This window comes from Pseudomonas sp. FH1 (assembly GCF_000510895.2).
GTDB lineage: Bacteria > Pseudomonadota > Gammaproteobacteria > Pseudomonadales > Pseudomonadaceae > Aquipseudomonas > Aquipseudomonas azotoformans_A.
This window is the reverse complement of the sequence record NZ_AOHM01000088.1, coordinates 1-19,267: the sequence shown is the minus strand read 5'-3', so window position 1 is coordinate 19,267 and position 19,267 is coordinate 1. Positions and strand designations below refer to the sequence as shown.

The 19,267-nt window shown below is 63.6% G+C and carries 17 protein-coding genes; 14 read left to right on the top strand and 3 right to left on the bottom strand.

Features of this window, described 5'->3' with window-relative positions; translation table 11 throughout:
• Nucleotides 1-15: 15 nt before the first annotated feature.
• The 6 genes from H096_RS23295 to fecE all read left to right on the top strand — a co-directional run bounded on the left by H096_RS23295 (nt 16) and on the right by fecE (nt 7,939).
• The gene (locus H096_RS23295; protein ID WP_033901712.1) at nt 16-1,626 is read left to right on the top strand and encodes a gamma-glutamyltransferase family protein; all 1,611 of its coding nucleotides are present in this window, start codon (nt 16-18) and stop codon (nt 1,624-1,626) included.
• Between the two features lie 84 nt (nt 1,627-1,710).
• A complete protein-coding gene (locus H096_RS23290; protein ID WP_033901711.1) occupies nt 1,711-4,101 on the top strand; it encodes a TonB-dependent receptor in 2,391 nt (796 codons plus the stop codon).
• A 164-nt stretch (nt 4,102-4,265) separates the two neighbouring features.
• The gene (locus H096_RS23285) at nt 4,266-5,186 is read left to right on the top strand and encodes a Fe(3+) dicitrate ABC transporter substrate-binding protein (protein ID WP_033901710.1); all 921 of its coding nucleotides are present in this window, start codon (nt 4,266-4,268) and stop codon (nt 5,184-5,186) included.
• Nucleotides 5,187-5,188: 2 nt separating this feature from the next.
• Nucleotides 5,189-6,178: an iron-dicitrate ABC transporter permease FecC gene (gene fecC / locus H096_RS23280; protein ID WP_033901709.1), complete on the top strand. Its 990-nt coding sequence runs from the start codon at nt 5,189-5,191 to the stop codon at nt 6,176-6,178.
• Nucleotides 6,175-7,143 carry an iron chelate uptake ABC transporter family permease subunit gene (locus tag H096_RS23275; RefSeq protein ID WP_033901708.1) on the top strand — a complete coding sequence of 323 codons (969 nt, stop codon included), beginning with the start codon at nt 6,175-6,177 and terminating at the stop codon, nt 7,141-7,143. The genes fecC and H096_RS23275 overlap by 4 nt, the downstream gene beginning before the upstream one ends.
• 4 nt (nt 7,144-7,147) lie before the next feature.
• A complete protein-coding gene (gene fecE, locus H096_RS23270; protein WP_033901707.1) occupies nt 7,148-7,939 on the top strand; it encodes a Fe(3+) dicitrate ABC transporter ATP-binding protein FecE in 792 nt (263 codons plus the stop codon).
• A gap of 20 nt (nt 7,940-7,959) precedes the next feature.
• Here fecE and H096_RS23265 read toward each other — a convergent pair whose 3' ends face one another.
• From H096_RS23265 to H096_RS23255, 3 genes are read right to left on the bottom strand one after another with little or no spacing between them, the layout of a single operon-like run.
• Nucleotides 7,960-8,883, bottom strand: a complete 924-nt coding sequence (locus H096_RS23265) for a sulfonate ABC transporter substrate-binding protein (protein ID WP_033901706.1) — start codon at nt 8,881-8,883, stop codon at nt 7,960-7,962.
• Nucleotides 8,880-10,211, bottom strand: a complete 1,332-nt coding sequence (locus H096_RS23260) for an LLM class flavin-dependent oxidoreductase (protein WP_033901705.1) — start codon at nt 10,209-10,211, stop codon at nt 8,880-8,882. Before H096_RS23260 ends, H096_RS23265 begins: the two co-directional genes overlap by 4 nt.
• 2 nt (nt 10,212-10,213) lie before the next feature.
• Nucleotides 10,214-12,403, bottom strand: coding sequence for a TonB-dependent receptor (locus H096_RS23255; RefSeq protein ID WP_033901704.1), 2,190 nt, complete (start codon nt 12,401-12,403; stop codon nt 10,214-10,216).
• 208 nt (nt 12,404-12,611) lie between these two features.
• Here H096_RS23255 and H096_RS23250 point away from each other — a divergent pair, with 208 nt between their 5' ends.
• The 8 genes from H096_RS23250 (at nt 12,612) to H096_RS23215 (ending at nt 19,188) form a co-directional block, all read left to right on the top strand.
• Nucleotides 12,612-13,652 carry a LacI family DNA-binding transcriptional regulator gene (locus tag H096_RS23250; protein ID WP_033901703.1) on the top strand — a complete coding sequence of 347 codons (1,041 nt, stop codon included), beginning with the start codon at nt 12,612-12,614 and terminating at the stop codon, nt 13,650-13,652.
• A gap of 222 nt (nt 13,653-13,874) precedes the next feature.
• Nucleotides 13,875-15,566: a type II secretion system ATPase GspE gene (gene gspE, locus H096_RS23245; RefSeq protein ID WP_033901702.1), complete on the top strand. Its 1,692-nt coding sequence runs from the start codon at nt 13,875-13,877 to the stop codon at nt 15,564-15,566.
• Entirely contained in the window at nt 15,563-16,759 is a 1,197-nt protein-coding gene (gspF, locus tag H096_RS23240) for a type II secretion system inner membrane protein GspF (protein ID WP_033901701.1), read from the top strand. The genes gspE and gspF overlap by 4 nt, the downstream gene beginning before the upstream one ends.
• Nucleotides 16,760-16,772: 13 nt before the next feature.
• Nucleotides 16,773-17,162: a type II secretion system protein GspG gene (locus H096_RS23235; RefSeq protein ID WP_033901700.1), complete on the top strand. Its 390-nt coding sequence runs from the start codon at nt 16,773-16,775 to the stop codon at nt 17,160-17,162.
• A gap of 7 nt (nt 17,163-17,169) precedes the next feature.
• The gene (locus tag H096_RS23230; RefSeq protein WP_033901699.1) at nt 17,170-17,595 is read left to right on the top strand and encodes a GspH/FimT family pseudopilin; all 426 of its coding nucleotides are present in this window, start codon (nt 17,170-17,172) and stop codon (nt 17,593-17,595) included.
• Nucleotides 17,592-17,924, top strand: coding sequence for a type II secretion system protein (locus H096_RS23225; RefSeq protein ID WP_033901698.1), 333 nt, complete (start codon nt 17,592-17,594; stop codon nt 17,922-17,924). The genes H096_RS23230 and H096_RS23225 overlap by 4 nt, the downstream gene beginning before the upstream one ends.
• On the top strand, nt 17,921-18,490 hold the full coding sequence (locus H096_RS23220; RefSeq protein ID WP_033901697.1) for a prepilin-type N-terminal cleavage/methylation domain-containing protein: 570 nt from the start codon (nt 17,921-17,923) through the stop codon (nt 18,488-18,490). Before H096_RS23225 ends, H096_RS23220 begins: the two co-directional genes overlap by 4 nt.
• Nucleotides 18,487-19,188, top strand: coding sequence for a hypothetical protein (locus tag H096_RS23215; protein ID WP_033901696.1), 702 nt, complete (start codon nt 18,487-18,489; stop codon nt 19,186-19,188). The genes H096_RS23220 and H096_RS23215 overlap by 4 nt, the downstream gene beginning before the upstream one ends.
• Nucleotides 19,189-19,267 lie beyond the last annotated feature (79 nt).

Below are 19,267 nucleotides of genomic sequence, written 5' to 3'. Positions count from 1 at the left end.
CGAAGAGCCTCTGCCATGTTGAAATTTTCTGCTCACGAGTACCCTTATCCCTCGCAGCGCCAGAGTGTGTTTGCCCAGCGCGGCATGGTCGCGGCGTCCCAGCCCCTGGCCGCCCAGGCCGGTATCGAGGTCATGCAAAAGGGCGGCAATGCCATTGATGCCGCCATTGCCACGGCGGCCGCTTTGACGGTGGTGGAGCCCACCGGCTGCGGCCTCGGCGGCGATGCGTTTGCCCTGGTCTGGTGCAAGGGCCAGTTGCACGGTTTGAATGGCAACGGCCATGCGCCGGCGGCCTTGAGCATCGAGGCGGTCAAGGCCGACGGGCATGACCAGATGCCGCTGTATGGCTGGACGCCGGTCACGGTGCCCGGTTGCCCGTCGGCTTGGGCGGAGCTGTCCCAGCGTTTCGGTAAGTTGCCGTTTGCCGAGTTGCTGCAACCGGCCATCCGCCTGGCGCGCGACGGTTTCCCGCTGTCGCCGGTGGTTGCCTATCAATGGCAACTCACCCTGGAAGAATTCGCGCCTCATCGCAATGCGGCGCTGGACGCCTGGTTCGACACTTTCCTGATCGACGGCCGTGCGCCACAGGCCGGGGAGATGTTTCGCAACCCGGCCCAGGCCCGTACCCTCGAAGAGCTGGCGGCCACCCGCTGCGAAAGCCTGTATCGCGGCGCGCTGGCCGAACGCTTGGACGCGCATTCCAAGGCCAGCGGTGGCTACCTGCGCGCCAGCGATCTCCAGGATTACCGCGCCGAGTGGGTGGAGCCGATCCACGTCAATTACCGGGGGGTGGACGTGTGGGAAATCCCACCCAGCGGCCAGGGTTTGGTAGCGTTGATGGCGCTGAAAATCCTCGAAGGTTTCAGCTTCGATCACCGCGACAGCCAGCAGACCTGGCACCGCCAATTGGAGGCAATGAAACTCGCCTACAGCGATGGCCTGCACTACATCACCGACCCGCTGCATATGCGCATGGCTGTTGCTGACCTGCTCAGCGATGACTACAGCCGCCGTCGCCGTGAACAGATCGGCGAACAGGCCCAGCCGCCCAAACCCGGCGACCCTCACGCCAGCGGCACCGTGTACCTGGCCACGGCCGACGCCGAAGGCAATATGGTTTCGTTCATCCAGAGCAACTACCACGGTTTCGGCTCCGGCGTGGTGCTGCCCGACAGCGGCATCGCCCTGCAAAACCGTGGGCAGGAGTTCAGCCTCGATCCGACGCACGCCAACTGCCTGGCGCCGGGCAAGAAAACCTTCCACACCATCATCCCCGGTTTCCTCACCAAGGACGGCCAGGCCCTTGGCCCGTTCGGCGTGATGGGCGGCTACATGCAGCCCCAGGGCCACCTGCAGATGGTGATGAACCTGGTGGATTTCGGCCTCAACCCGCAAGCGGCGCTGGATGCGCCGCGCTGGCAATGGCTGGGTGACATGAAGGTCGGCATCGAACAGGGCGCCTCCCGCGACTTGGCCAACGCCTTGGCGCGGCGCGGGCATCAGGTGCAGATCGCCAGCGACCTCACCGACTACGGACGTGGGCAGATCATTCTGCGTGATCCGGTCAGTGGTGTATTGTGCGGCGGAACGGAGCCGAGGGCGGATTCAACGATCGCCGTGTGGTAAGCGAAAAAAATTGGCGGAGCCTGTCCCTTTTTTTCATCTCGCCTGTCATTCCAGGCAAGTGAACACTATCGAGAGTTTCCGCCAATGCCCGTCGTCCGTCCCTTGCTCAAACTGAGCCTGCTGCTGAGTCTCAGCGCCAGCCCGTTTTTCGCTGCCGTCAGCTATGCCGAAGACACCGCCACCCGCCGTAGTTATCAGGTGCCCGCCGGCAGCCTGAGTGCGGCGCTCACCCGCTTCGCCGGGTTGGCGGGTGTCAACCTGTCGGTGGACCCGGCGTTGGTCAGCGGGCGCAGCAGCAGTGGTTTGTCCGGCGAATATGGAGTGGAGGAGGGCTTTGCGCGCTTGCTGCAAGGCTCTGGCCTGCAACTGCAACCGATGGGCGCACAGAGCTACATGCTGGTGCCGGCGCCGGACGGCAGCACGCTGGAGTTGGCCCCGACGTCGATCCTCGGCACCACCGGCCTGTATGACGGCGACACCTACGCCGGCGGCCAGGTGGCGCGCCGCACGGCCCAAGGTATGCTCGGCACGCGGGACTTCATGGAAACCCCGTTCAGCATCACCACTTACACCGCGGATGCGGTGAAGAACCAACAGGCCCGCACCCTCGGCGACCTGATCGCCGCCGACCCCTCGGTGCGCGCGACCAACCCCGCCGGTGGGCGTTACGAGCAGTTCACCATCCGTGGCTTCAGCCTGTTCAACAGTGACGTAGCCTACAACGGCCTGTATGGCGTGCTGCCGACCTACACCATCGACATGGAAATGGCCGACCGCGTCGACATCCTCAAAGGCCCGAGCCAGTTGATCAACGGCATCTCTCCGCGTGGCAGCGTGGGCGGCGGGATCAACGTGGTGCCCAAGCGCGCCACCGACAAGGACATCAACTCGTTCACCGGCAACTGGGCGTCCGACAGCCAGGCCGGCGGTGCGGTGGACATTGGTCGACGCTTTGGCGAAGACAACCAGTACGGCATCCGTTTCAACGGTGTGAAGCAGTCCGGCGACACCGCCTGGGACCACCAGAGCGTCGACCGCGAAATGGCCGTGCTGGGCCTGGATTTCCGTGGCGAACGCCTGCGCCTTTCCACCGACATCGGCCACACCGAGCGCGACACCGATGCACCGCAAGAGCGCGTGCAGGTGGCGGCCGCAGCGCCGGTGCCCAGCGCTAACGACGTGCGCCGCAATTATGCGCAATCCTGGAGCAAGGCCCGCACCAACGACACGTTCGGCACGGTCAATGCCGAGTACGACCTCAGCGACAACGTGATGCTCTACGGCGGCGTGGGCGCGCGCAAAAGCAACCACGACTTCCTGCGCCACGCGGTGTCCGTGTCCAATGCGGCCGGTGATTTCAGCGTGCAGCCACGGGATTTCACCCGCGATGAAAACGTGCGCACCTACACCGCTGGCGTGCGTAACTGGTTCCATACCGGGCCAGTCACCCATGAGGTCAACCTCGCCGCCAGCTACTTCGATATGGACTTCACCAACGGTGGCGCACGCTATGGGGCGGCGCCGAGCAATCTCTACAACCCGGTACAAACACCGACGCCGTCCACAGCTACCCGCCAGGACGCCAAGGTCTACACCGAAAACAAATTCAGCGGCGTGGCCTTGTCCGACACCCTGGGCTTCTTCGACGACCGCCTGTTGCTCACCCTCGGTGCCCGCTGGCAGCGCGTGAAGGTGGATGACTGGAGCAACGGCGTCAAAGGCGACACGGCCTACGACGAAGAAAAGGTTTCGCCGTCCGGCGGCCTGCTGTTCAAGGCCACCGACAAATTGTCGCTGTACGCCAACTACATGGAAGGCCTGAGCCAAGGCAAGATCGCGCCGTCCACCTCGCGAAACGAAGACGAGATCTTCCCGCCGTTCATCAGTCGCCAGGTGGAAGTGGGCGCCAAGTACGACGCCGGCGCGTTCGCGGTGACTGCCGCCGTGTTCCGCATCAAGCAGCCAGCCTATGAAACCAATGCCACTACGCGGCTCTTCGGCCCCAATGGCAAACGTGAGAACTCGGGCGTAGAGCTGAGTGTGTTCGGCGAACCGCTCAAGGGCTTACGCCTGCTCGGCGGGGTGATGTACATCGACAGTGAACTGAAAGACACCACCAACGGCACCTGGGACGGCAACCGCGCCCCGGCCACGCCCAAGTACAACGTTAACCTTGGCGCCGAATGGGATGTGCCGGGTCTCGAAGGCCTGACGCTGACCAGCCGTGGCATCTACTCTAGCTCGCAGTACCTGGACCAGTCCAACGTCAAGGAAATCGACGCCTGGAACCGCGTTGACCTGGGTGCGCGCTACGCGTTCAAGGTGGACGACAAACACATCACCTTGCGGGCGAATGTGGAGAACGTCGCTGATAAGCGCTACTGGAGCTCGGCCGGCGCTTCGGATGACAGCGAGCCGGGGCTGACCTTGTCCACGCCGCGCACCTATCTGCTGTCGGCCACCGTCGACTTCTAACGGCTGTACGTCGATCAAAATGTGGGAGCAGGCAAGCCAGCTCTCACACTGGATTTTCGGCGTTAATGAGAATGTTTTTTGATCACGCCGCCCCGATATGGAATAGTACCCGCCGTTTTCCCCAGCCTGTCTAGCCGGGGTGTTTTAACGCCGAGGTCCTTGTCATGCGAATGCTGCGCTCCATCCCCTCCCTTGCCGCCTGTGTGTTGGCGTTGTCTTCAAGCCTGCTGAGCGCCGCGCCCATCGACCTCAACGACGGCCAGCACGCCGTGCATCTGCCCGATGCACCCAAGCGCGTCGTGGTGCTGGAATTCTCTTTTCTCGACAGCCTGGCCGCCGTCGCGGTAACGCCCGTCGGCGCTGCCGATGATGGCGATGCCAACCGCGTGTTGCCCCGTGTGCGCCAGGCCATCGGCCAATGGAAGTCCGTGGGCCTGCGTTCGCAGCCGAGCATCGAGGAAATCGCCCGACTCAAGCCGGACCTGATCGTTGCTGACCTCAACCGTCACCAGTCGTTGTACAACGACCTGGCGAGCATCGCGCCGACCCTGTTGCTGCCGTCACGTGGCGAGGATTACCAGGGCAGCCTGAAATCCGCCGAACTGATCGGCAAGGCGCTGGGCAAGAGCGAACAGATGGAAGCGCGCATCCAGAAGAACCGCGAAAACCTCAAAGCCATTGCCCAGCAGATCCCGGCCGGCGCCAGCGTGTTGTTTGGTGTCGCCCGTGAAGACAGTTTCTCCGTGCACGGCCCGGACTCCTACGCCGGCAGCGTGCTCGAAGCCATCGGCCTCAAAGTCCCCTCGGTGCGCGCCAACGCCGCGCCCACCGAGTTTGTCAGCCTGGAGCAACTGCTCGCCCTCGACCCCGGTTGGTTGCTGGTCGGTTATTACCGTCGCCCGAGCATCGTCGACAACTGGAGCAAGCAGCCGCTGTGGCAAGTGCTGGGCGCGGTGCGTAATAAACAGGTCGCTGAAGTGGACGGCGACAGCTGGGCGCGCAATCGCGGTGTGCTGGCTTCGGAGCAGATCGCCGAAGACGCGCTGGCGATTCTCAAGGGCGGTAAAGCCGTACTGAGCCAATAAGCATGGGGCGAAGTCTCGCGGCGGCCGGCATTGTGCTGCTGGGTGCCGGGTTGTTTTGGCTGTCGCTGTACAGCTGGTCGCCGTTCACGATCACGGCGACGGATGCGTGGAATGGCCTGGTTCACCAGGGTAGCGTGGGCGGCAATATGGCCTACATCGTCGCCCAATTGCGCGTGCCACGGGCGCTGTGTGCTGCGTTGGTCGGCGCCTGCCTGGGCTTGGCCGGTGCGTTGATGCAAGGCATTACCCGCAACCGCCTGGCCTCGCCATCCTTGTTTGGTGTAACGGCCGGGGCGGCGTTGGGTTTGGCGCTGTTTTCCACCGGGTTGGTCGCGCCGCCGTTTGCCGGTGGTGCGTTGTTGATGACGTGCCTGGGCGGCGCGTTGGCCTGGGTCACGGTGTTCAGCCTCGGCGGCGCCTGGTCGCCGACCACCGCCCAAGGGCGCCTAGTACTGGCCGGTGTGGCCGTGGCCGCGTTGTGTGCGGCATTGACCCGGCTCACGGTGATCCTGGTCGAGGCCCAGGCGCAAAGCGTGCTCAATTGGCTGGCCGGTTCCCTGGCCAATGTCGGCGCCGCGCAGGTGCAACTGCTGTGGCCGTGCACCTTGATCGGCGGCCTGTGGGCGCTGTGGTGCGCGCCGCGCCTGAACCTGATCAACCTTGGCGAAGACGCCGCGCGCTCCCTGGGCGTGGGCATTGCCAGCCTGCGTTTGCAGGTGTTCATCGCCAGCCTGTTGCTGGTCGGCGCGAGCGTCTGCGCGGTGGGGCCGATCGGGTTTGTCGGGCTGATCGCGCCGAATATCCTTCGCCAGTTTCTCGGTAATGACTACCGCTGGCTGATCCCGCTGAGCGCGGCATTGGGGGCGGTGATCGTGCTGGGCGCCGACCTGCTCAGCCGCGCCGTGGCGTTTCCGGTGGAGACCCCGGCGGGTGTGGTCACTGCGCTGATCGGCGCGCCGTTCTTCCTCTTTCTTGCCAGGCGCGCCCTATGACTCGGCCACCCTTGCGTTTGTGGCTGCTGCTCGGCCTGTTGCTGCTGGCGACGTTGATCAGCCTCAGTGCCGGCACTGTTTGGCTCACGCCAGACACCGTGCTGGACCGCTTGCTGGCCCACGACGCCCTCGACTTCGAAGTCTGGAACCACCGCCTGCCGCGCAGCCTGATCGCGATCCTTGCCGGTGCAGCCTTCGGCCTGGCCGGGGCGATCGTGCAGGGTGTGATCCGCAACCCGTTGGCCTCGCCGGAAATCCTCGGCGTGACCCAAGGCGCCGGGCTGGCGCTGACCGTGGCGATCATCAGTTGGCCGCATCTGCCGATTGTATGGTTGCCGCTGGTGGCTTGCCTGGGCGGGGCGGGCGGCGCGTTGCTGCTGGCGCTGTACAACACCGGGGTGAGTTTTTCCGGTGTGCGGTTTGCCCTGTCCGGGGTGGCGATTGCGGTGACTTTGTCCAGTGTTACCGAGTTTCTGATCCTGTCCCATCCGCTGGATATCAACACCGCGTTGCTCGCTCTCACCGGCAGCCTGTGGAGCCGCAACTGGCACCATGTGGCGCTGATGTTGCCGTTCCTGGTGCTGATCCCGTTGGGGCTGTGCCTGGCCAAGCCGCTGAACCTGATCGCCCTCGGCGATGAAGCCGCCCATAGCCTCGGCACGCCACTCAGTCGCACACGCTGGCTGGCGATGGCCTGCGCGGTGCTGCTGACCAGCCTGGGCGTGGGGGTGATCGGGCCGATCGGTTTTATCGGCCTGGTCGCGCCGCACATGGCGCGGCGGTTGGTGGGTGGGCATCACCAACACCTGTTACCTGCGGCGATGCTGATCGGTGCGTTGCTGCTGGTGCTGGCCGACACGTTGGGGCGCACGTTGATCGCGCCCAGCGAAATCCCCGCCGGGGTGCTCACGGCGGTGATTGGCGCACCGTATTTTCTTTGGTTGCTGGCACGGTTCAAGGGCTGATCACATGAGTATTCTTCACGCACGGCAGCTCGACATTGGCTACGGCACCACGCGCATCGTGCAAGGCCTGTCCTTTGCGCCGCCGACCGGAAAGGTCACCGCCTTGATCGGTCCCAATGGCTGCGGTAAGTCGACCCTGCTCAAGGCCTTCGCGCGCATCCTCAAACCGACCCAGGGCGAACTGATCCTGGATGGCCAGGCCTACGCCAGCCTGTCTGCCCGCGAGTTGGCGCGGCAGATCGCGTTCTTGCCGCAGGTGCTGCCGGTGCCCGAGGGCGTCAGCGTGCGCCAGTTGGTCGCCTATGGCCGCAGCCCGCATAACTCGCTGTGGGGGCGTTTGAGCGGCAGTGATCAAACTCACGTGACCCAAGCCATGCAGCGCCTGGAACTGGACGTGTTGGCTGATCGCGCATTGGCCGATCTGTCCGGCGGCCAGCGTCAACGCGCCTGGCTGGCGATGGTGTTGGCGCAGAATGCGCCGGTGGTGTTACTGGATGAACCCACCACCTACCTCGACATCAGCCATCAAGTCGAACTCATGGACTTGATGGGCGAACTGGCCGCTGAAGGCAAGACCGTGATCACGGTGCTGCACGACATCAACCAGGCTTGTCGGTATGCCGACCACCTGGCGGTGATGCACGGCGGCAAGTTGGTGGCTGATGGTGCGCCGCAGGCAGTGATTACTGCTGAGTTGATGAGGCAGGTGTTTGATGTGCAGGTGCAGATCATCAATGAACCGGTGTCCGGCACACCGATGTGCGTGGTGGAAAAAAGCACCCGTTTTCAAGCCTGACGCGGGTCAAATGTGGGAGTTCAGTTGATTTCCACTGCTTTCTTCACGTCGATTGCCTTGGGCAACAGGCGGTTCTGATAAAACAGATCCGCCGTCGCCTGCTGCGCCGCGATGATCGTGTCGTCAATCGGCAAGATCGGCGAAGGCGGGCGGTTATCCATGTAACGCGCAATCACCTCAGCAGGCAGTCCCATAAAGCCGGTCAGCACCTTCAAACTGTCTTCACGCTGGCTGCGGGTGAGCGCTTCGGCAGCGCTGAGCTCATCTAGCAGGTCATGTACAAACACGCCATTGGTCTTCGCATAGTCGCGTCGCGCGGTATACACCGGCCCGGATAAACCCAGGCCTTCACCATTGGCCAGCACATGGCTGGGGCTCTGGCTCAACGCCAAGGATGAATAGGGCTCCCAGATCGCCCAGGCATCCACGCTGCCGCGCTCAAACGCCGCGCGCGCATCGGCAGGTGGCAGGTACACCGGCTGGATATCCTTGTAGCTCAGGCCGGCTTTGTTCAGGGCGCGCAGGATCAGGTTGTGGGAACTGGAACCCTTCTGGAAGGCGACTTTCTTGCCCTTCAGGTCCGCGACTGAATGCAACGGGCTATCGTTGCGCACCAGGATGGTTTCGGCGCTGGGCTTGGGCGGTTCGGCGCCGATGTAGACCAGGTCCGCACCCGCCGCCTGGGCGAACAGTGGCGGGATGTCGCCGGTCGAGCCAACGTCCAGTGCGCCCACGTTCAGTGCTTCCAGCATCTGCGGGCCGGCGGGGAATTCGATCCACTTCACTTTGGTCTGCGGGAAGCGTTTTTCCAGCAGGCCATGCTCCTTGGCGAGTACCAGGGCGATGGAGCCTTTCTGGTAACCGATGCGCAGGGTGGTGGGGTCGGCCGCCAGTGCGGTTTGAGTGACGGCCAGCAGGGCGAGTAACAGCGCCGGAATCTTCATGCATCGTCCTTTTTGAAGCGGTTTTCGGGGCGCGCCAAGCCGAGGTTTTCACGCAAGGTGGAGCCGGTGTATTCGGTGCGAAACAGGCCGCGCCGTTGCAGCTCCGGCACGACCCATTGGGCGAAATCCTCCAGCCCACCCGGAAGGTGCGGCACCAGGATGTTGAAACCATCGGCAGCGCCGTTTTCGAACCAGCGTTGTAGCTCATCGGCGATCTGCGCGGGCGTGCCGATCAGGCTGTAATGCCCGCGCCCCCCGGCAATCCGTCGGCCCAACTGAGCGAGGGTCAGTTGTTCGCGGTGGGCCAGGTCACTGAGCAATTGTTGACGGCTGCGTTGCCCGCTGTCGGTCAGCGGCAACTCCGGCAACGGCCCGTCCAACGGGTAGCCGGACAAGTCGAAATTACCCAGCATGCGTCCCAACAGGGCGACCCCCACTTCGGGCTCGACCAGGTCCTGGAACGCCTCGAATTTCGCCTGGGCTTCGGCCTCGGTCTGGCCGACCACTACGAACACCCCCGGCATGATTTTCAGCGAACCCGGCTCACGCCCGTATCTTTCAAGGCGCCCCTTGAGATCCGCATAAAACGCCTGGGCGTTCTCCAGCGACGTTTGCGCGGTAAACACCACCTCGGCGGTTTGCGCGGCCAGTTCGCGGCCGGTTTCCGACGAGCCCGCCTGCACGATCACCGGTTGGCCCTGGGGTGAGCGCGCCACGTTCAGCGGGCCCTTGACGCGGAAATGTTCACCGACGTGATCCAGCACATGCAGCTTCGTGGGGTCGTAGTAGTTGCCGCTGGCCTTGTCCCGCATGAAGGCATCGTCTTCCCAGCTGTCCCACAACCCGGTCACGACGTGATGAAACTCCCTGGCGCGGCTGTAGCGCGCGGCGTGGCCGAGGTGTTCATCGCGGCCGAAATTCTGTGCTTCAGCGGCGGCGTCCGAGGTGACCAGGTTCCAGCCGGCACGGCCTCCAGACAGATGATCCAGCGAGGCGAATTTGCGCGCCACGTGGTAGGGCTCGTTGTAGGTGGTGGTCGCAGTGGCGATCAGGCCGATGTGGTCCGTCACCGCACTCAACGCCGAAAGCAAGGTCAGCGGTTCGAAGTGATCCGAACGCGCCATATGGCTGGCGATGTCACTTGTGGCCGCCGCAATGCTATCGGCCACGAACAGCGCATCGAACCTGGCCGCTTCAGCCACCCGCGCCAGGTGCTTGTACTGGGCAACATCCAGCCCGGCATTGGCCGGCACGTCCGGGTGGCGCCAGGCGGCGACGTGGTGCCCGGTGGCCATGAGGAAGGCGCCGAGTTTGAGTTGACGGCTCATGCTTAGAAATCCTTGCGCAGTTGCACGCCGAAGTAACGTTCATCGTCACGGGGCACGGCGCGGTAAATGTAGTTGCCGCCGCTGGCCAGCAGCGGTGAGTAGGATTTGTCGGCGAGGTTCTTCGCCAGGAAGGCGACGCGCCAGCCATTGCTGTAGTCGGCCAGGGCCACGCTGGCGTTCCAGATGCCGTAGGCACCTTGTTTGGTGTCAAGGTTCTGGCTGATGTCGTACTGCACTTCGCTCTGCCAGCTGTAGTCGGTGCCCAGCTCGATGTCCAAGCCGTTATCCAGAGGGATGGTGTAGTCGGCGCGCACGTAGCTTTTCCAGTCCGGGCTGAAAGGCAGCGGCTTGCCATTCACGTTGCAGGTTGCGGCGGCACCGGCCGGGCAGGCGAATTCATCGATGCGCGCGCGGGTGTAGGCCAGGGCACCGGACAGCTTGAGTTGCTGGGTGGCCTGCAAGGCGTAATCCAGCTCGACGCCTTCGGTGCTGACGCTGCCGGCGTTGATCAGGCGCGTCACCACTTGCCCGGCGACCGTGTCGAAAAAGTTGGCTTGGTAGTTGTCGTAATCGCTGTGGAACACCGCCAGGTTGGTGGTCAGGCGGTTGTTCCAGGCGGTGGCCTTGATCCCGGCTTCCCAGGTGTTGGAGGTTTCCGGCTTGAGCGCGTCGGTGTCACGCGGCTGCATATTGAAGAACACGTTGTACGCCGGGCCTTTGTAGCCGCGCGAATAGGTCAGGTAGCTGGTGACGCTGTCGCTGATGTCGTACTGCACACCCAGGCGCCCGGACCAACCGTCTTCGTCCACCGAGCCGGAACTGGACGTGGCCGGCTGAATCCCGCTGACCGTGGTGGCCGAAGTGGAGACGCGGCGGTGATCGTATTTCAGGTCATCGTGGGTGTAGCGCAGACCGGCGATGCCACGAAAGCGCGAGGTGAAGTTCAGCGTGGTCTCGCCGAACACCGCGTAGCTGTCGTTGGTGGTGCTGTAGTCGGCGATGCCACGGTCGGTGCGTGTGGTGGTCGTGAGGGTGCGCTGGTAGGTTTCTTCGTCCTTGCCGTGCATGTAGAACAGGCCGCCGACATATTCCAGGAACTCACCCTTGGGCGAGGCCAGGCGCAGTTCCTGGGAGTACTGGTTGAACTCCAACTGGCCTTTGTCGGCGGTACCGGGGAATGCGGCGGTCACCGTGCCAAGGCGGTCGCCGTCCTGGTATTGGGTGTTGTCCCAGCCACGCCAGGCGGTGATCGACGTCAGGGTGTAGTCGCCGAGGTTCCAGTCCAGCTGGGCGGACAAGCCTTTGTTGATGTCTTGCACATGGCTGCGTGTGTCGGTGTTGATGTCGCGGTTGTCGCTGGAGGCCCGCACCGGGCTCAGCGCGTTGGCGAACGCCGGGGTCAGGGACTTGCTGACCACGCCATTCGGCGCGTCGTCGTGGGACTGCATGTAGTCAGCGATCAGGGTCCGTTTCAAGTCGTCGTTGGGGGTGAATTCCAACTTGCCGCGAATGCCCTTGTGGTTGTAGCCGTTGACCTCCTGGCCATTGTGCTGGTTGTCGACATTACCGTCGTAGCTGCCGAACAGCGTACTGATCGAACCTTTGAGCACATCCGGCACCAGGCTGCCGCCGATGCCGAACCGGGTGCGGCTTTCGTTGCCGCTGTAGAAGGATTGGTCGATATAGCCGTGGGTTTCAGCAGTGGGCGCCTTGCTGGTGATGTTCAGCACGCCGGCTGAGGCGTTCTTGCCGAACAGCGTGCCTTGGGGGCCGCGCAGAACCTCGATGCGTTCCAGGTCGAGCAGGTCGAGGGTGGCCTGGCCGGGGCGGGCGTAGACCACACCGTCGATCACCGTGGCCACCGTCGGCTCGACGCCGGGGGAGGTGGAAATGGTGCCCACACCGCGCACGAACAACGAGGTGTCCTTGTTCGAAGCGCCGGTGCGGAAGTTCAGCGACGGCACCTGCTGCGCGATGCTCGCCACGCTGTTGCGGTTGTCGCGCTCCAGCTGTTCGCCATCGAGGACCGAGACGGCCACCGGGACTTTTTGCAGCGATTCTTCGCGGCGGGTGGCGGTGACGGTCACGGATTTGAGTGTCGGCTCCTGCGCATCGGCCGCAAAGGCACCGGGGGCGGGATGGGCGGTCAACCCGGCCAGGATCAGGAAAGTGCTGCGTTGGAAGTTGTGCATGCTGTGCCCGCTCGAAAAGAATGCCCTGAACCGCTGCGGTTCTTGCGACCGTCAGCGCCTGTGAAATGTCTTTGGCATTCGCTCGAGCGAGTAGCAGACAATGCGCCTTGTTAGCGCTAACATCGGCATTATTGGTAGGTCTGGTTTAGAACGTCAAATACTGAAAAATTAGTCCTATATTCTTTTTGGTTTTTAACAGGATCATCCCGTGAGCGAAGACAAACCGCGCAAACGCCGTGGCGCCGGGCGTGTCACCTTGAATACCGTGGCCCGTCAGGCAGGCGTGTCGGCGATTACTGTGTCGCGTTACTTCAACCAGCCGGAACAGGTGTCGCCCGAGCGCCGCGAGCGCATCGCCGAGGTGGTGGCCGAGCTGGGCTATGTGCCCAACCTGGTGGCCGGCGGGCTGGCCTCGGCACGTGGGCGCATTGTGGCGATGGTGATCCCGAACATCTCGGGGCCGATCTTTGCCAATACCATCCAGGGCTTCAGCGACACCCTCAGCCGGCATGGCTATCAACTGTTGCTGGCGTCCAGTTACTTCAGCGCCGAGCAGGAAGAGAGCGCGGTGCGTGCGTTCCTTGGCTGGTCGCCGGCGGCGCTGGTACTGACCAGCCGCTTCCACAGCGCGGCGACTGAAAAGATGATCGCCGACGCGGATATTCCGGTGGTGGAAACCTGGGACTACGTGCCCGAACGCGCACCGCTGCAGATCGGGTTTTCCCACTTCGAAGTGGGCGTCACCGCTGCGCGCTATCTGCATGGACAGGGTTATCGGCGGATTGCTTTCGTGCAGAACAGTGCAGCCGGGGACTTCAGCGCCATGGAGCGGGGTGAGGGTTTCGCCGCGACCTTGACCGCGTTGGGTGTGCAGCCCTGGGTCTTCTCTCCTGACCCAGATCGCGCACCCTTCGAAGCGGGTAAACAGGCCATGGAAGTATTGATGAGCCATGCCACGCCGCCGGATGCGATCTTCTTCGCCAATGATAACCTGGCGGCCGGTGGTTTGCTGGCTGGGCAGCGGGCCGGACTGAAGATCCCCGAGAAGTGCGCAGTGCTCGGTTTCGGCGATTACCCGTTCGCCGAAATGCTGCTGCCGAGCCTGAGTACGATCAAACCGCCCGCATTGGAAATAGGTGTGTTGGCCGCTACGCGCGTCCTTGAAAGTTTGGGTGTGCTGCCTGTAGAAGATGAAGTAACGCGTTTGAATTTATTGGAATGCCGTTTGATTGCGCGTGAAAGCGCCTAAGTGGCTAATTGCAACTAGTGGGATGATGGCTATTAGCTGCTAAGGCTCTGGCGCAAGGGTCTTGGCAATTATGTTTATTTTATTCCCCTCCTTCAGGAACTAGGTCTATAACTTTCAGTCGATAACCCCGGCTTACTCTATACGGGGTTGTGGCTAACTAATGGCATGTTTCCGTAGTTTCAAATAGCCATACTTTCTCGCAACACTAGATACCTGAACATTATGTCGTCAGCGCCTATCGATGCCTGCCAGATGCAGATCCCGCACACCGAGCAGGTGTGTGCGTGGCTGATGCAGCATGCCGGGCTGAAAACGGTGGACCTGGAGCGCGCCCGACGCCTGTCCACGGACGATCTGTTGAGTCTGCTGACACGCCTGGGCCTGGTCTCCGAAGTTGAACTGGCGCGTGCCTGGGCGGCGTTGCTCGACGCGCCGTTGTTGCTGGCCGACGCCGCGCCGCCGCTGCTCGATCCTTTGCCTGCACTGACCGAACGCTTCATGCGGCACTACCAAGTGGCGCCCATAGGCTGGGACCACAACGGTCTGCGGGTACTGGCGGCCAACCCTGCGCAACATTATCCGTTCGAGGCCCTGGCCTATGCGTGCCAGGTGCCGGTGTGGCTGGCGATCGGCCCGCGCAATGAAGTCGACACCCTGATCGAGCGCTACTACGGTCAGGGCCGCTCGGCGATGGGCACGCTGATCGAGAACCTTGATGAGCAGGGCGGCGCCCAGGAAGATATCGAACACCTCAAGGACATGGCCTCCGAAGCGCCGGTGATCCGCCTGGTCAACCTGATCCTGCAGCGCGCCGTGGAACAGCGCGCCTCGGATATCCATATCGAACCCTTCGAAAACCAGCTCAAGGTGCGCTACCGCATCGACGGCGTGTTGCACGACGCTGAAGCGCCGCCGGCCAGTTCGTCGGCGGCGGTGATTTCGCGGGTGAAGATCATGGCGCGGCTGGACATCGCCGAACGTCGGCTGCCCCAGGACGGGCGCATCATGCTGCGCATCCAGGGCAAGGAACTCGACCTTCGCGTGTCCACGGTGCCCACCAGTTTCGGCGAGTCGGTGGTGCTGCGCCTGCTGGACCGGCAAACCGTGCAGTTCGACTTCGCGAGCCTGGGCTTTGACGGCCAGCGTCTGGCGACTTTCCTCGACCTGCTGGAACGGCCCCACGGCATTCTGCTGGTCACCGGGCCCACCGGTTCCGGCAAGACCACCACGCTCTACACCGCGCTGTCGCGGCTCAACACCGCCGAGCGCAAGATCATCACCGTGGAAGACCCGGTGGAATACCAACTCGAAGGCATCAACCAGATCCAGGTCAAGCCCGCCATCGGCCTGGACTTCGCCGGGGCGCTGCGCTCCATCGTGCGCCAGGACCCGGACGTGATCATGATCGGCGAGATCCGCGACCTGGAAACCTGCCGCATCGCTATTCAATCGTCGCTGACCGGGCACCTGGTGCTTTCCACCCTGCACACCAACAGCGCCGCGGCGAGTATCACGCGGCTGCTGGATATGGGCGTGGAAAGTTACCTGATCGCCTCGACCGTCAGCGGCATTCTCGCCCAGCGCCTGGTGCGGCGCCTGGACCCGGCCAGCCGCGTGGCCTTTGAAGCGCCGCCGGAACTGATCGCAGAACATGGGCTGGATCGTCTGACCGAACAACGGCCGATCCTGCTCTATCGCGGTGACTATCACGGCCGCAGTGCCCTGACCGAGCTGCTGGTGATGAACGACGAACTGCGCGGCCTGTTGATGCGTCACGCCGATGCCGCCACGTTGGAACAGGCTGCTCGCCGCGCCGGTTTGCGCACCCTGTATGAAGAGGGACTGCGCCAAGCGCTGGCGGGTATTACCTCGTTGGAAGAAGTGCTGCGCGTTACCCGTGGGGACGGCGCGTGAGCCTGTTCAAGTTCCGCGCCCTGGACAGCCACGGTGTGCCGCACAACGGTACGCTGCAAGCCAAGGATCAAGTCGCCGCCGTCGCGGCCCTGCACAAGCGCGGCCTGTTGCTGTTGCAGATTGAAGCGGCCGGTACTTCCTTGCTGCGCAACCCACGCGGGCAGTTGAAGGGCGCGGCGTTGGTGAGTTTTACCCAGCAACTGGCCACGTTGCTGGGCGCCGGTCAGCCCCTTGAACGTTCCCTTGGGCTGCTGCTCAAGCAACCCGGCCAACCCCAGGTGCGCGCACTGATCGAGCGCATCCGCGATCACGTCAAGGCGGGTAAACCCCTGTCCGCCGCATTGGAACAAGAGGGCGGCAGCTTCTCACCGTTGTACCTGAGCATGGTGCGTGCCGGTGAAGCCGGTGGCGCGCTGGAAAGTACCCTGCGTCAGCTCAGCGACTACCTGGAGCGCAGCGAGCGGCTGCGCGGCGAGGTGATCAATGCGCTGATCTATCCGGCCTTTCTGGTGGTGGGCGTGCTGGGTTCCCTGGCGTTGTTGCTGGCGTATGTGGTGCCGCAATTCGTGCCGATCTTCCAGGACCTGGGCGTGCCGATTCCATTGATCACCGAGGTGATTCTGGCCTTGGGTGAGTTCCTCGGCGCCTATGGCTTGGTGGTGTTGGCCGGGCTGATCGTCGGCGGTGGGTGCTGGGCCGTACGCCTGCGCAATCCAGCATTTCGGGAACAATACGATCGACGCCTGCTCGGCATCCGTGTGATCGGCCCGTTGTTGCAACGGGTCGAGGCGGCACGCCTGACGCGTACCCTCGGCACGCTGCTCAGCAACGGCGTGGCGTTGCTGCACGCCTTGGTGATCGCGCGGCAAGTCTGCACCAACCGCGCGTTGCAGGCTCAGGTGGCGCATGCGGCGGAATCGGTGAAAGGCGGCGGCACCCTCGCCAGCGCGTTTGGCAGCCAGCCGTTGTTGCCCGAACTGGCCCTGCAAATGATTGAAGTCGGCGAACAGGCCGGCGAACTCGACCGCATGCTGCTCAAGGTGGCCGACATTTTCGACGTCGAAGCCAAGCGCGGTATCGACCGCCTGCTTGCCGCACTGGTGCCGTCTTTGACCGTGGTCATGGCGGTGCTGGTGGCGGTGATCATGTTGGCGATCATGCTGCCGCTGATGAGCCTGACCAGCAATATATGAAGGAGCTTGACCCATGAGAAAACCCCGCCGCCAAAGCGGTTTCACCCTGTTGGAAATGCTTGCGGTAATCGTGCTGCTGGGCATCGTTGCCACCATCGTCGTGCGCCAGGTCGGCGGCAATGTGGACAAGGGCAAGTACGGCGCGGGCAAGGCGCAACTGGCCAGCCTGAGCATGAAGATCGACAGCTACGCCCTTGACGTCGGCGCGCCACCCACCAGCCTGCAACAGCTGGTGGAAAGACCTGGCGGCTATGCCAAGCCGTCAGACCTCAAGGACCCGTTCGGGCATGCCTTCGGCTATCGTTTTCCCGGCGAGCACGGCGCCTTCGACCTGATCTTCTACGGCCAGGATGGCCAACCGGGTGGCGAAGGTTATAGCGCCGACCTGGGCAATTGGGAGTAACGCCGCCATGTTCCAGCGCGGTTTTACCCTGCTGGAGATGCTGGTGGTGATCCTGTTGATCAGCCTCGCCGCCAGCTTGCTGGGGCTGGGCGTGCGCCAGGGCCTGCAGGCGGCGAAAGAACGCCGTGCGGTAGGGCAGATGGTGGAGGCGCTGCGCACCACGCGGGCCGGGGCGATAGTCAGCGGGCAGGCGGCGCGCACGTCGTTTGATCTGGCGGAGCGCACGTTCCAGGCGCCGGGGCGTGCGTTGCAACGTTGGCCGTCCGAGCTGCAAGTGACGCTGCACACTGCGGAACAGGTGGGCCCTGGCGTCGAGTTCTATCCCGACGGCAGCTCCACCGGTGGCAATCTGTTGGTGGCCAATGGAATCCGGCGTTGGCGCATCGATATCGGCTGGCTCACCGGCAGCGTGCAATCCAAGGCGCTGCCATGAAGCGGCAAGGCGGTTTCACGCTGCTGGAAATGCTTGCCGCGCTGACGCTGATGGCGGTGTGCAGCACGGTGCTGCTGGTTGCCTTCGGCCAAAGCGCGCGCTCGTTGTCCCAGGTGGCCCACAGTGATCGGCTTACCCATGCGGCGCTGACGATTTTCGATCAAGAGGCAGCAGGGCGATTGAGCAACGGCGTCAGCCAGGGCGAACTCGATGGCATCCGCTGGCAACTGACCAGTACCCGACAACAAACCCATATTTTCCGCCTCGACCTGGTTCTCAGTGAGGGCCCTCACCAGGTCCGTTTCAGCACCTTGAAGGCGCGCCTGTGAAGCGCCGCGAGCAGGGCTTTACCTTGCTGGAAATCCTCGTGGTGCTCAGTTTGTTGGGCGTTTTGCTGGTGCTGGTTGGGGGCGCATTGCTGGGTGCCAATCGTGCCGTGTCCAAGGCCCAGGCGTATACCGTGAGCCTGGATGAAGTGCGCGCCGCCCAACAGTTTTTGCGTACGGCGATCAGCGAGGCGTTGCCGCTGGCGGTGGGTGAGGGCGATGGGTTTTTTGTCGGCACGGCGCAGCGGCTGGAATTCGTCTCGACCTTGCCCGGTGTGCTCGGTGGTGGGATCCACCGGTTCAGCCTGCAACGGGTCGAACAGACGTTGCAGGTCGGTTTTTCTCAGCGTGAACCCCAGGTATTGCTGAGCAACCTCGGGGGCGTGCAGTTCAGTTATCGCGGCGTGTCTGCGCTAGGTCAGCCCACCGGTTGGGTCAGTGACTGGCCATGGCCCAGGCGCCTGCCTGTGGCCGTGCGCATCGCCGCCAACGTCGATGGCCCGGTGCCCTGGTTGACCCAGGTGATTGCCCTGCGCTTGAACCTGTCCAGCGGGAGCGTGGAAGAATGAGGCGCCAACGCGGTGCGGCCCTGCTGCTGGTGCTGTGGGTGCTGGCGTTGCTCAGCGTGTTGCTCGGCGGCCTGGCCGGCTGGGTGCAGCTGGAAAGCCGCCAGGCCTTGTGGCTGCGCCAGCACACACAGACCGTGCTGGCCGCCGAAGCCGGTATCGCCCTGGTCATGGCCGACCGGCGCTGGGTGGCCGATGGTCGCGAGATCCCCCTGACGTTTGATGATGCCCAGCTGCACGTCAGCCTGCGCAGCGAACGCGGCAAACTCTACCTGATCAACGCGCAGGCGCAGGATTTCACCCGCCTGGCCCTGGCCTGCGGCGCCACCCCGGCCCAGGCGACGCAACTGTCCAAGGCCCTCGACGCGCGCCGCCAACAAGGCCTGGCGCCGTTCCGGGTGCTGGAAGAAGTGCGCCAACTGCCCGGCATGACCCAAACCCTCTACAGCCAGTTGCTGCCCGAGATCACCTTGTGGAGCGACCTGGATCGCCCCGATCCCGCCTTCGCCAGTCCGCTGATGCGCAAGGCACTGAACCTGGCGCACCAGAACGCCGAAGGTGCCGATCCGGGCGAAGTACTCGTCGTCGACAGCCGCGCCGAGCGCCCCGGCGGTTATCAGGCGCGGCTGCAAGTCACCGTTTTATTGAGCCCAACGGAGGACAGCGCACAACCCTATCGGGTGTTGCGTTGGCAAGAATGAATCGACTGGAACCCATCGCCCGGCACTGGCGTGGCAGCCTGCTGCAACAGGGTTGGCGCTTGTGGCTCGCGGAGCTGCG